The sequence below is a fragment of the Edaphobacter sp. 4G125 genome (genome assembly GCF_014274685.1).
In the GTDB taxonomy this organism is placed as follows: Bacteria; Acidobacteriota; Terriglobia; order Terriglobales; family Acidobacteriaceae; genus Edaphobacter.
Genome location: NZ_CP060393.1, coordinates 3,757,511 through 3,771,015, shown reverse-complemented (window position 1 = coordinate 3,771,015; position 13,505 = coordinate 3,757,511). Strand labels below are relative to the sequence as shown.

At 56.2% G+C, this 13,505-nt stretch carries 9 protein-coding genes; all 9 read right to left on the bottom strand.

Annotated features, from left to right (window positions below; genetic code table 11):
* Positions 1-21: 21 nt before the first annotated feature.
* The 9 genes from rpe to H7846_RS15780 all read right to left on the bottom strand — a co-directional run bounded on the left by rpe (position 22) and on the right by H7846_RS15780 (position 13,448).
* A complete protein-coding gene (gene rpe / locus H7846_RS15820; protein ID WP_186693470.1) occupies positions 22-708 on the bottom strand; it encodes a ribulose-phosphate 3-epimerase in 687 nt (228 codons plus the stop codon).
* A 45-nt stretch (positions 709-753) separates the two neighbouring features.
* Positions 754-2,109 carry an excinuclease ABC subunit UvrC gene (locus H7846_RS15815; RefSeq protein WP_186693468.1) on the bottom strand — a complete coding sequence of 452 codons (1,356 nt, stop codon included), beginning with the start codon at positions 2,107-2,109 and terminating at the stop codon, positions 754-756.
* A gap of 16 nt (positions 2,110-2,125) precedes the next feature.
* Positions 2,126-3,514: a TldD/PmbA family protein gene (locus H7846_RS15810; protein WP_186693466.1), complete on the bottom strand. Its 1,389-nt coding sequence runs from the start codon at positions 3,512-3,514 to the stop codon at positions 2,126-2,128.
* A gap of 292 nt (positions 3,515-3,806) precedes the next feature.
* Complete coding sequence (locus H7846_RS15805) at positions 3,807-5,051, bottom strand: MFS transporter (RefSeq protein WP_186693464.1); 1,245 nt, start codon at positions 5,049-5,051, stop codon at positions 3,807-3,809.
* A 170-nt stretch (positions 5,052-5,221) separates the two neighbouring features.
* Positions 5,222-6,964 (bottom strand): diguanylate cyclase, encoded by a 1,743-nt coding sequence (locus tag H7846_RS15800; RefSeq protein ID WP_186693462.1) that lies wholly within the window; start codon positions 6,962-6,964, stop codon positions 5,222-5,224.
* A gap of 155 nt (positions 6,965-7,119) precedes the next feature.
* Positions 7,120-9,996, bottom strand: coding sequence for a TonB-dependent receptor (locus H7846_RS15795; RefSeq protein WP_186693455.1), 2,877 nt, complete (start codon positions 9,994-9,996; stop codon positions 7,120-7,122).
* 102 nt (positions 9,997-10,098) lie between these two features.
* Positions 10,099-10,407: a hypothetical protein gene (locus H7846_RS15790; protein ID WP_186693453.1), complete on the bottom strand. Its 309-nt coding sequence runs from the start codon at positions 10,405-10,407 to the stop codon at positions 10,099-10,101.
* Between the two features lie 43 nt (positions 10,408-10,450).
* The gene (locus tag H7846_RS15785) at positions 10,451-13,105 is read right to left on the bottom strand and encodes an ABC transporter permease (protein ID WP_186693451.1); all 2,655 of its coding nucleotides are present in this window, start codon (positions 13,103-13,105) and stop codon (positions 10,451-10,453) included.
* A gap of 10 nt (positions 13,106-13,115) precedes the next feature.
* Entirely contained in the window at positions 13,116-13,448 is a 333-nt protein-coding gene (locus H7846_RS15780; RefSeq protein ID WP_186693450.1) for a PadR family transcriptional regulator, read from the bottom strand.
* Positions 13,449-13,505: the final 57 nt, after the last annotated feature.

Below are 13,505 nucleotides of genomic sequence, written 5' to 3'. Positions count from 1 at the left end.
GTGCACAGGCTCGGTTCTATTCTAGCCGTTCTGTGCAGCCTTGTCCGGTGCTGCCGCCCGGGCGAGCTTCAGAAGTTTCTTTGCGTTCTGCTCGGTCTTTCCTTTGCTGAAGACCGCTGAGCCGGCGACCAGCATCTCGGCTCCTGCTTTGACGACCGAGGCCACCGTATCGGGAGCAATCCCGCCATCGACTTCGATGCGGAAATTCAGCCCCATCTCCTTGCGCAGGGCGGCCAGATAGGCGATCTTCTCCACCGTGAACGGGATAAATTTCTGCCCGCCGAACCCTGGATTTACACTCATAACGAGTACATAATGCACCATCGGAAGGACTTCGATGAGCGTATCGACAGGGGTAGCCGGGTTGATTACCACCCCAGGCAACATTCCGTGGTCGGAGATGTGCTGGATCGTACGGTGCAGGTGACGGCAGACCTCCTGGTGCACGCTCAGCAGATCGGCTCCAGCCTCGGCAAATGCCGGGATGTACTCATCCGGATTCTCGATCATCAGATGGCAATCGAGCGGTAGATTGGTGATTGGCCGGATGGCCTGTACCACGGGCGGCCCGAAGGTAATGTTCGGGACGAAATGGCCATCCATCACATCCACGTGAACGATGCTGCCACCACCGCGCTCGGCTGCTTTGATCTCATTCGCGAGATGAGCAAAGTCCGCTGCAAGGATCGAAAATGCAAGTTCAACCAAGTGTGCGCTCCTGCCTCAAGTCTATCAGCGCATTGTTTATCCGCATTAATCGTTCCTGTCGACCACTGGAACCTCTCGCTCTACATCAGGCCTGCCTTTATGGAGCACCCGCATCTTTTTCGCCGTCTCACGTTGTACGTCCGGAACCTGTTTTGGATTGCCGAGGACCTGCCGGGCTGCACCGTTCAGGATGCGTCGGATTGGCCAGTCTCCGTCTGGATTGGGAAGAAACGATTCGCCAACCCGCTGCTTTTCAGGCCGATAATACCAACGACGGAACAGCGATAGATGATCGCTGAGTAAGGCGAGATCGTGGTTCGCAGAAACATGTTCTTCCAGGTCTGCCAGTGCAGCGCGTGCCCGGTCTTCCGGAGAATTCGTCGGCTCGGTCGAAGTGGTCTCATCCAGAAGGACAGCGGCCAGCATCAGAGGTTGAGCGAAGAGCGAGCTTCCAACGCTGGTCTGTTCCTTTACGGCGCGAACCCCGAGTGTAGACAATCGCTCCGGGCCCACGACGCAACCCGCCGCGAGTAGGAAGAGCGCAGCTTCGTCTTCGTGTTCTTCCATCGAGGCAGCGCGCTGGGCAACGATGGCGCGTAGTTTGGGCACAGGCTGGACGATCTCGTCGGCCAGCGAAGCTGCGTTTTTTACCTTCTGATGCTGTTCGTGCAACTCGGCTGCATGTTCGAACTCCATCTCTTCGGAGGCCTTCTCGCGCTGTTCGGCGATGCGAGACAGCATGGATCCTCCATGCGTATCGAAGAATGCTTTTACGGCCTCAGCCTCGGCGGCGTACTGCTCAGTAGTGCATGCCTGTTTGCACGGTTCCAGGCACTTTTTCATCTCTCCGTAGACGCAGCCCGGATGCTCAGGATATGGCTGAAGGTCTTCGTGGCAGCGGCGCAGCTTGAAAAGATCGAGCACGGCATCGCAATAACGCTCCGCCGATGCCCGTGAGGGAAATGGTCCATAGGTTTCGCTCAGTCCGCGCTTCGAGAGGCGGTTGGTGACATAGACACGAGGAAACTCATTCTCCATCGCGATCCGAAGAAAAGCGGGAGTGTGCAGCCGCAGCCGCCGTCGCGCTTCGGCGTAACCGAAGATGGTGGCGCTAGCGTGGTAGAGCGTCAGCGTCGACTCGAACTCCGAGCCAGTGACGGTATATTCGATGCGGGCGACTCGGTCGCGCAGGTTCAGCCGTTTCGACTGCGACTCCGGTGGCGCGAGCAGGCGCTTCATGCGTCGTCGGATATCGGCGGCTCGCGTCAGGTAAGGCTCGGAGCCCTCCTGTTTTCCGTAGAGCGCGAAGACTCCGGGAAGCGCAGGGACGGAGCGAAGAACCTCATCAGCGTTCTCCGCAGAGAAGGCGAGGTTTTTATCGAATTGGAACTCCGCTGCCATGTGAAGATTTTATTCTTCACGCTCCGGCGATCGTCATGCCTTCGATCTGGATGGTTGGCGCGGCGGCGGAACTGCGGAAGACCAGATCATTTCCGATGGCGACGATGTTGCGGTACATGTCTTTCAGATTTCCTGCGATGGTGATCTCTTCGACCGGGTAGGCGAGTTTGCCGTTTTCGATCCAGAGGCCGGAGGCGCCCTGCGAGTAGTCGCCGGTGACGAGATTTACGCCGAAGCCCATCGTTTCGGTGACGTAGAGGCCGTTCTTGATATTTCCGATGATTTCTTCGGGTGCCTGTGTGCCAGGTTCGAGGTAAAAGTTTCCAGAGCCGATGCCTGGGTTTCCTGCCAATCCGCGTGAAGCGTTGCCGGTAGACTTCATCCCCAGCTTGCGCGCCGTGTAGGTATTGTTGACGTAATTCTCGAGCACGCCGTTGCGAACCAGCACGGTGCGGCGCGAGGGAAGTCCTTCGCCGTCGAAGGGTGAGGTTCCGAAACCGCCGATTCCGTCGAGCATCATGGTGCCGTCGTCGATGACGGTGATATTTTCGCCAGCGACCTGCTTGCCCAGCATGTCGTCGAAGAAGGTGGCGTGGCGGTAGATGGCGTCGCCGTTCGCAGCATCGAAGATGTTGCCGATGATGGAACGCGCGATTTCGGGAGAGAAGACGACCGGCGCTTTCTGTGTTGGGACGCGGCGGGCTCCCAGGCGGCGCAGAGTGCGCTCGGCGGCGATGCGGCCGATTTCTTCAGGCGATTCGAGTTTTGAGGCCGTTCGCGAGCTGGAGTACCAGTAGTTGCGCTGCATTCCGCCTTTTTCGTCGATGGCGATGGGGGAGACGGAGAAGCCGCAGTAGCTACGGTGGTACTCGCCAACGAAGCCGCGCGAGTTGAGGAGAATCTTGTGTGAGGTGCCGGTGTCGAAGTCCGCTCCGCCGGAGTTCTGGATGCGGGTATCGAAAGCCATGGCGGCGGCTTCGGCACGGCGGGCGATTTCGATGCGCTCGGCGGGAGGAAGCTGGTTGACGTCGTCAAAGTAGAGCTTCAGGTCGCCTTCGAGCTGGCCGAACTCTTGAGGTTCGGGTAAACCGGCAAAAGGGTCTTCACTGGTTACCCTGGCCAGGGTGATGGCCCCTTCGACGAGATGCGCGATTCCATCAGCAGAAAAATCCGATGAACTGGTGCTGGCGACTCTCTGGCCTAGAAAGACTCTCAGTCCGACGCCCCGGGAGCCTGACTCCTTGAGGGTTTCGACCTCTCCGAGACGAACGCGGGCGGAAAACTCATCGCCTTCGTAGACGACAATGTCTGCGTCGGTGGCTCCAGCCTTGAGGGAGCGATCGAGAATGTCCTGGGCAAGCTGACGGAGGTCGGTTTTCTGGATTGCGTCGGTTTCGGTCGGCATCCATTCAAGGATACTGCCTAGGACCCCCTCCCCCGAAATGTGCGCAAAGTATTCGATCCAGATACTTTAGGCTCGGACTTCGGTTAGGCGCGTTCTGTGACAGTTGTTTCTGGGCCTATTTCTATTGTATGGGGTGAGACAGGGTAAACCTGCAACGTGTAAGTGCTTGTTCATCATATGGATGAATGGTTTTGAGGCTTGACTTAAGGAAATGCAGGGATTTCTCCGCTTTGGCCCTGCGGGCCTTCGACCGAAATGGCACTCCTTCTTTTTCGATTGTTTTGTGAGTGACTTAGGCTTCCTGCTGTGAGGCGGGGCGGAAGGTGGTTTCGCGATTCATCAGCAGGAAGTAGAGTGCAACGGCGACCAGGGCCAGACCGGCGCCGGCGATCGCTCGGGAGACTCCAAAGGTGGGGATAAGTTTTCCGAGGGCCAGGGAGCCGAGGGGAATTCCAGCTCGGAAGGCGAGGTTATAGACGCTCATAACGCGTCCACGCATGGCGTCGGTGGTGATGAGCTGCGCCAGCGAGAGCATGAAGGATGCGGAGGCCATGGTGGTGGCTCCTGCCAGGAACATGAGCGCACTGGAGAGAGGAAGCCAGGGGGACAGGGCGAAGGCTGAGGTGATGACTCCCAGGGAGAGGAGGATGATCAGGGTAAGTCGTCCCTGCCCCTTCATCTTTTCCACGGCGGCTACGGAGAGTGCGCCAACGATCGAGCCTGCTCCAAAGCAGACAAGCAGAAGGGTGTAGGTTTCAGGGCCTTTGTGGAAGATGGTGCGGACGAAGACGGGAAGGAAGCTGTTGAGGGAGAAGCCGAAGAGCGTGGTACAGAAGGCAAGGATGACGAGCGCGGTCATGCCGTCACGACATCGTATAAACCGAATGCCTTCTTTCATGCTGGTGAGGACCGGCTCAGTAGTCTTTGCCGGGATGAACTTCACCTGGATCATGAAGAGCGAGATGATTACGGCGATATAGGAGAGTCCGTTGAGGGTAAAGCACCAGGTCGCTCCAAAAGTGGTATAGGCCAGTCCACCGATGGTAGGCCCGACGATGCGGGCGAGGTTGAACTGGATGGAGTTCATCGCGATGGCGTTGGAGAGGTCTTCGGAGTCGACCAGGGTGGGGAGAAGAGCGGAGTAAGCAGGGCCGCCGAAGGACTGGCCGAGTCCGACGAAGAAGGAGAGCGCGAGGATGTGCCAGACCTGAATGACATGGGTGGCAAAGAGCGCAGCGAGTAGAAAGGCGCAGATCATCTGGATGTACTGCGAAGCGAGGAGCATCTTGCGACGGTCCATGCGGTCGGCGAAGACTCCGCCGAAGAGCGAGAACATCATGATGGGGAGCTGGCCGAGGAAGAGATCAAGACCGAGATAAAAGGGATCGCGAGTGAGGTCGTAGACCAGCCAGCTCTGTGCAAACTGCTGGACGAAGGTCCCAATAGTGGAGACGCAGGCTCCGATCCACATCAGGCGGAAGTCGCGATAGCGAAAGGCTCTGAAGATACGTTCAAAAAAGTTGGAGCTCGAGGACATTCAGGCTTGCGGCTTCTTCCGGGTGATCTTGTTATCAAAGGCTACAGATATTCATCGTACAGGGATGGATGATTAGACGGGAACGAGGATGCGATGTTTGCTGAATGGTGGCGGGATTTGTGATGGACGGAGCTGTTACTTTCGTTCCACAACCTGCGCTATTCTCGGTTCTATATTGTTTCTACGGGTTCATTGGCAATGATGATCTGATCTCTTCCGGCATGTTTGGCTCGATAAAGAGCGTTATCGGCTGCATGGATCAGGTCGGAGGCCTGCTCGGCGGTGGAGGGGTAGAGCGCAAGCCCTCCCGATATAGAGATGGAACGAAGAGGCTCGCCGCGGAACTGGGTTTTGATGCCAGAGACGGCTTCGCGAAGCATCTCCGCTCTTCGCACAGCGCTCTCTTCGCTTACGTCGGGCATAATGACGACGAACTCTTCACCACCATAACGACAGATGATATCTTCAGCGCGCACCATCTTGCGGTAGCACTCGGCGACGGCCCGGAGCACGATGTCACCTGCCTCATGGCCAAAGGTGTCGTTGAACTGTTTGAAGTGATCGACGTCTGTCATGAGGACGGCGAGTTGCGTATTGTACCGAGTGGCACGATGCAGTTCGCGTTCGAGAGCAATCTCCATGAAGTGACGGTTGAAAAGGCCCGTCAGGCCATCGCGAATCGATTGGCCTTCGAGCTTGGCCCTGAGATTTAACCCGGCGATCGAGAGCGAGGCAAGCTCGCACAACTCCTGAATCAGGGGTTGCCGCTCTTCGACCAGAGCGATGGAATCGGGAGTATCACAGGAGAGGAACAGGAACCCTTGCGTTTCACCATGAGCGGCAAGCGGGATGCAGAGATAATCCTCGGGCGCCTCTCCGGTGAAGTGTGCGCAATGTAGTTCGGACCTGCCTTTTTTGCGCCAGCGTAGCTTGCCGGCACGCAGACCACAGCAGGAATCTGGATCGAAGCCATCGAGCAGATTTTTCGGATCTCCCCATCGCGCAGCGATCTCAACCATACGCCTGGAATTGTTGATGGTCAGCGTCGCACCGCTGGTTCCCGGGAGCAACTGGTTCATGTGGCGAACGGTACTTTCGTGAGCATCCCGCGCTGCGGTGCAGAGCTGTAGCTCGTCGCGAGCATGGGTGAGAAAGATGGAATCCTCTGCCCGTCCTGTCAGCTTGTGCACGGTCGATTCAAGTTCGCTTTTGGCGGCGAAGAGTTCCTTTTCACTTTCGCCACGTTGTAAAGCGTCTCGAAGGAGAAAGATATACAGTACGACCACAATGAGCAGGGAAAGACTAAGGTAGCCAGCGCTTAAGGCGACGTTTCGATAAAAACCCTTCTTGAGGAGATCGGCCCGGACACGCAGGAGGTCTCGCTCCTGTTGTTGCAGGATGCCCAGGTCATTCCTAATATCGAGAAGTTGTTTCGCTTGCGGAGTGCGATTCTGGGTATCCATGCGGCTTACTGCTGTAGTAAGGGATTGAAGGTCCTTATCGAACTGCTCGGCATACCTGCTTTGGGATTCGTTGTCGCTGACCATACCCTGCAGTTGCACCAGGCTGACATTCATGGCGGAGAGGGTGCTCAGCGCGGTCTTCAGATGCGAAAGCTCGTTGGTTATTGCATAAAGCTGAAGATTGAAGTCGATACGATCGAGGTAGGCGGCCTGGGTCTGAAGATTGGTGAGCACAAGCTGTGAGTGATCGGTCCAGCCGCGCTCCGCCTCGGTTGCCCGCATGTTCAAATGCACCGTATAGCCGCCTGCGCAGATCAATCCGATGGTTAAAAGAGCGGAGAGAAGGAGTCCCCCAATCATTTTGACTGGTTTATATTGGCCGTTGTCGAATGCTGGCATACCCACGGTAAGAGACACAGAAATATCGGCCAAAGTATATCGGGGAGTCATTCCGACTCGCCATGCAACGAATAGGTTACAAAGAGCCGCGCTGTCTGATGAGAGACGGTTTCAGGTTTGCCCGAAGCGTAATTGTAAGAGCAAGATATACCCATTGAGAGTGAGGCTGGGAGGGCGGTTTGCCCTCCTCCGGTTGAGGTATGAATTCAAAATTCGTAATCGAGGGAGAACTGAATGCGACGAGCGGTAGATGCTGCAATGGGGCGAGCAAACTCCAAAGCGGGTTGAGAGTTGGAGCCGAACGCGGGATTGAGTAACGAGATGTTCTGGTGATTGAGGAGATTGAAGGATTCGGCAACAACGTCGAGGTGCCCTCTGCCCCAGGGAATCATCTTGAGAACTCGCAGATTGACGTTAACGTTTACTGGAGTTGAGAGAGAGTTTCTACTGAATCCGTCAGGGCGGGAGGCGAATGGAAAGATGTGCTGCCGATTACTGTCGACCCCAGTGATGGGATTGGCACGGAAGCCGCTTGCGATGCTGACAATAGGAGCAAACTCTAACCCGGTAAGAGCTTTCATGAGAGGACTGGGGTTGGCATTTTTTGCTGCATCCGCAGCGTCGTTGAGGTCAGGGCCGATGAGCCAGAGCCCGCTCAAGGTAAAGCGGTGGCGCTGGTCTTGAAGGGAGAGTCCGCGCTCCTGCCCCAGCATGTAGGGGTTCTGAGGTTGTTCCAGATCGGAGGAGGCGTCGTCAATTGTTTTGGAGAAGGTGTAGCCGGCCATGATCTGCAGGTCGTCCTGAAATTGACGATTGAGCGTGATCGTTGCGCCGTGATAAGTGGAGTTGGCCGAGGTTGCGAACTGATTGATGGCATCGAAGGCCGGATTGAGCCGAAGTGTTGAGAATGCAGGCCGGCCCAACTGCTGCGCCGTGGGTGAAGAGATACCAACGGAGGCGGCATTTTGAAGCGTCAGCTGCACCGGTGGAGGCAAATTGATGTTGCTGGTTCTGCCGAGTTTGATTCCGTGAACATACTGATATTCGCCAGTGAGGGTCGTTTGCAGTGGTAGAGCCTGTTCGACGCTGAAGGATGCCACTTGGCTATAAGGGGTGCGCATGTCAGGTTGTGCGCGCCAGATGCTGGGGGCTACTCCTGTTATAGGAGCTGTGGGGAGGTTACCGCTTTGGTAGAGGGTGGCTGCTGCCTTGTCTTCAAGGATCTGGCTATAACCGTGGATGCCATCGAATGCCAACAGACGATTGATTGTTGACAGAATAAATCGGTCATAGAAGATGCCGAATCCGCTGCGCAACACGGTTGCTTTCCATGGTGTCCATGCAAGGCCGAGGCGCGGGCTGAAGTTCAGGGCATTCTGCGGGAGGCCGGTTGGAAGATGGTTGTAGTCGTAGCGGATGCCGTAGTCGAGGGTCAGCTTATTGGAGAGTGTCCAATGATCCTGAGCAAAGGCGGCGACCCGTATCTCCGAGAGATTCGTTTTGAAGTTCTTCCCAAAAGACTGGATAAAGAAATCGGCGTTTCCTGTTTGCAGAGCGGTGAGGTTGGGGAAGATAAAGAATCCCTGCGATCCATCTGGAATACTTGTGCGTAAGGCAACGCGATCGATTCGTCCGCCTGCTTGAAAGAGATGATGCCGGCGTTGTAAGGAGACAGAGTCTGCAAACTCAAGATGAGTTTCAAACCGTCGAGAGTTACCGGAATAAGGGGTTCCGAAGAGAGCGACTCCGGGAATGAAGATTCCCGCGCCGGAGCTACTGGATGTTTTTTGCACTGCACGCCGTTGGGCAAGTTCGAAGCTCAGTTTGTTGAGCAGAGTTGAGCTGAAGGTCGAGGTAAGGGTTCCGTTCAGGCTGTTGTCGGCAAGGAAGGAAGAACCTCTGGCTGTGCGGTCGGTCAGCTCGTCTGTGTTGAAGGCATCGTTCACGTTGCGGGTGTTGGTAAAGGCGTACCGGAGCATGATGGCTTCGTTTGCCGATAGAGTCCGATCGATTCGGCTGGACAGCTCGGTTTCCTGGTCGGTTGTAGGAAAGAAGCCGGTTTGCAGGTTTAGTCCAGGCAGAGGGCCGTGTTGCTTGAGTGCCTGGTTGATGATGTTGAGTGTTGATGGCCGAAGGTCATTAACCTCCTGACCATGTGCTATCTCCTGTTCGGCAGCAACATAGTAGAAGGTTTTGTCGTGCTGAATGGGCCCGCCAATGGCAACGCCCATGCGGATGCGGTTTTCATCGGGTTTATAAGGAGTGAAGCCAAGGGGCTGGGTTCCATTCAGTGCTCCATTTTGAACGAAAGTGAAGGCATCTCCGTGGATGCGATTGAGTCCGGAGCGCGTTTGAACATCGATGGAACCTCCTGCGCCGCCTCCTGATTGGGCGGCGAAGCCATGGTTGACAATCTGGAAGTCGCTGATCGCCTCGGGGGATAACTGAGTGCGACTGCCTCCGCTATATTCATCGTTATCGTTGACCTCATCCAGGTAGATCGCATTGCTTCCCGGGCGAAGGCCGCCGAAACTGAAGCTCCCGGTGCCTTGAGCTATGCCTTGCTGAAGGGCAGGATTTGCAGCTGCGACCTGGGGAGCGAGTAAGACAAAGGTCAAATAGTTTCGGCTAGGGATGGGAAGCTCTTCAACGCGGTCTCGATCGATGTTGACAACAGAGGAAGTCTGAGTGGGATCAACAGAGCTTTGTTGTGCGACAACACCAACGCTCTGCTGAACGTTAGCAAGAGTGAGTTGGATGGAAAGATGGGTTGTGCGGCCGACGGCAACGGTGATGGAGGGTTGCTCATAGATAGCGAATCCGGGAGAAGAAACTTTAAGGACGTAGGTTCCGCTTGGCAGATTGTTAATCAAGAAGACGCCATCGACGGAGGCCGTTGTGGAATATTGAGGGCCGTCTACACCAGATAATGTTATGGCGGCGGTGGCGACGGGGTTGCTGTCCGAGGCTGTGACAACGCCTGTGACGGCGCCATGATTGCTCGACTGTGCTGTAGCGAAGAGTGAGAATGCTGCGCAAATGCCGGTCAGGGCAAGGGCGCGGAAAAGCTTTATTGGTGACACTGGTCCAAATCTCCCGGGATAAAAGAGCACCGCCGCATTGCTATGCAGATAGCGGCATGTAGGCGAGCTTTCGCCGCCTAGCCTTTGCGCGTTTCAGGAGAATCAGATTCGAAGAGGAAAGGGACTGAAGAGAGAGGAGAAGCGTTCAAAAAAGCTATTTGATGAAGTGAGCCTTAATGGATCAGCCTGTTGATGTCGGTCTCGTTCAACGAGATGAACGATCAGAGCCAAGGTGGCGATGAGTTTGCTGACCAGAAGGACGAGGCACAATACCAGAATCAGAGCGAAGATCGTGAACTCGGTATCGTTGAATAAGCCTGGAGTGTCCCATCGATCGAAGAGTTCCGCCAGAGGCGCATAGCAGATGGCCAGCGTGATGAACAAAACTCCGAGCTGTAGCAGCCGCCTCATGGACTCATCGTACTATGTACGATGAGTCCATGGTACGACTCGATCATTCTTCACGTAGTGTTCTGGCAGGATCAATTCGAGCAATACGTAGTGCGGGCAGGGTAGTGGCGATGAGTGTGACCGCACTAAGCGTCGTAACGACAGCCAGGATCGTTGGGAGATCGTAAGTGTTGATCCCGTAGAGGACGCTCTGCATGGTTCGTAGCACCGCTACGCATAGGATTAGACCGAGAACCAGTCCCAAGGCGGCTGCAGTGGCGCCGAGTGAACCGATATGGGTCATGGCTTGACGGATCGTTGAGCCCAAGGCGATGCGGATCCCGATCTCACGTGTCTTCTGCGTCACGATGTTGGCCACGAGAGCGAAGATGCCGATAGCACTGAGCAAGAGAGCAAGCACTGCCATTGTGGTGAGGAGGGCTACTTCGACACGCTGCATGACGAGGGTCTTCGCTAACAGATCGTGCATGCTGTAGAAGCCAGAGAAGGGGATGTTGGGGTCGACGCTTGCAAATGCGTGCTGCATCTGTGAGGTGAGTCCTTCCACAGGATGAGAGGTGCGAACGATCCAACTGGGTTGAAACCAGACGTGGGCCATGGCGAGGAGCGATGGCGGAACCTGTGCGGCCGGGATGTAGAGCATCTGTTCGTCCATGAGCGGCGCGACGGCATCGATTCCGGGAGCCATGGCGACATCTTCTACGACTCCGATGATCATGATGTCCTTATTGACGTGACGGCCGACAGGGTTTTCGCCATGGAAGAATTTACGCACGAAGGTCTGGTTGACGATGGCTACTTGTTGGGTATTGGGGCCGTCTTCTGCGGTGAAGGTTCGGCCCGCGAGCACTGGAATCTGCAAAGTTTCGAAGTAGCCAGGGGTGACGTAGGTCTCGCTGGTCATGACTTTTTGCCCCGCTTCTTTACCGTCGTTAATTGGCAGTCCTCCCATGACGAGAGATCGTTCATAGGGCAGACTGAGGCCAGCAGCGGCCTGTTGTACTCCGGGAATCTGCCGCATAGCCGCGACGCTCTGGTCGAGCATTTTCTGGAAGGTCGCGGGATCGTGATATCGCACATCGTCGAGCGAGGCCCGCGCGGTCATGACTCCTGTGGGATTGAAGCCGGGTGGCAGGGTCTGGAGGTGGATGAGCGTGCGGATCAGCAGGCCAGCGGCAGCCAACAGTACAACGGTGAAGGCAACTTCACTGACGATGAGAGCCTGCCGGAGACGTAGATGACTGGCGCTATCGGCGCGATTGGCAATCGCAGAGCGGAGATCGAATCTTCGTGTAATGAGGACGGGAAGCATGCCGAAGAGCACGCTGGTCAATAAGGAAAGAAGAAGAGTGAACGCGAGCACACGGCCGTCGAGAGGAACGTCCGCGACAGGCAGGAAGTGTTCGGGCAAAAGCAGAAGCAAACTGCGCAGGGCGAGGAATCCTGTTGCAATGCCTGCGATGCCTCCCATAAGAGCGAGCAGGAGATTTTCAATCCAGAGTTGTCGTTGAATCTGCCAGTGCGAGGCGCCGAGTGCCATGCGAGTGGCAATCTCGGGTGTGCGACGGAGGACGCGCACAAGTGTGAGACCTGCGAGGTTAGCGCAGGCGATCAACAGGATCAATGCCGCTGCCAACATCAAGGTAAGAATCTGCGGTCGCAAGGTTGCGGTTTCGCCCTGCTGAAGAGGCACGGAGTAGAAACTGACTTGTGCACCGGGATTATCTTCAAGTTCATAGCGCTGGGTGCGCAGAGACCATGCATGGTTGATCTCGGCGTCGGCCTGCTGCCAGGTGGCTCCATCGCGGAGGCGGGTGATGACCTGGAAGTTGGTGCCTGCTCCCTCGCCTTTTCGGCTTTCCTGTAGAGCCGTATAAAGATCAGCGTTCAAGGGAGTAGTAACACCTTCGGGAAGGACCCCGATGACGGTGTAAGGAGCACTCTTCAACAGGATGGGTTTGCCCAGGATGTTGGGATTGGCTCCGAAGGTGTTTCGCCACAGGTTGTAGCTCAGGATGGCAGTCTTTGGTCCGTTGACGAGGTCTTCTATCTCGGAGAAGTTGCGACCGAGGATGGGATGGACTGCTAACACATCGAAATAGTGCGCAGAGATGCGTCCGGCCTGGAGATATTGCACATGCGATCCGGATTGCAGGTTGAGTCCAGAGGTTCGTCCGCTGGCGATTGCCGAGATGAGGGAAGGTACGTTATCGCGTAGCAGCTCCCATTGTTCGCCGTTGATTTTGTGGCGCTCGTCGGAAGATACGGGGCCGGTGATATGAGTGTTGATTGTGCCCATGCGTTCGGGGTGCGAGTAGGGAAGGCTCTTCAGCATGAGCGCATTGACGATGGAGAAGATGGCAGTATTGGCGCCGATGGAAAGCGCCAGGGTAAGGATTACGGTTATGGTGAAGCCGGGATTTCGCCACAGCTGCCGCATCCCGAAACGCACATCCAGCCAAAGGCGCTCCAGGCCTGCTCCAGCACGTGTGTCGCGGACTTTCTGCCTGACCGGCTCGATACCTCCCAGCTCTGCCAGCGCGGCGCGGCGAGCTTCGTGAGGAGGGATGCCTGCGGCGATCTTTTCGTCTGCGAGCATGTCTGTGTAGGCGCGCAACTCGTCGTCGAGGTGACCTTCCATCTGTTGCTTGCGAAGAAGATTGCGAAGGATATTGCGGATACGGAGCCAGAGATTCATCTCTCCCTCCTTAGGTTGCTTTCAATGCATTGGCCATGGCCAGAGCGACACGGGACCATTGTTCGGTCTCTACCTCGAGCTGCTTTTTCCCGGTCCTGGTGAGCTGGTAAAACTTCGCGCGGCGGTTATTTTCTGAGTCGCCCCAGGAGGAGCTGAGCCAGCCAGCTTCTTCCATGCGGTGAAGGGCGGGGAACAGGGAACCCGGTTTGACGAAGAAGGTCCCGTGCGTGATCTGCTCGATGCGACGGGAGATTCCCAGGCCGTGAAGCTCGCCGGGGCCAAGGGCCTTGAGGATCAGAAGATCGAGGGTGCCTTGAAGAAGATTGGTCTGTTTCGCACTCACAGGCGGATTCCTATAGAAAATCTATAGGAAGGGTGCGCCTGACTCCTATCGAATGTC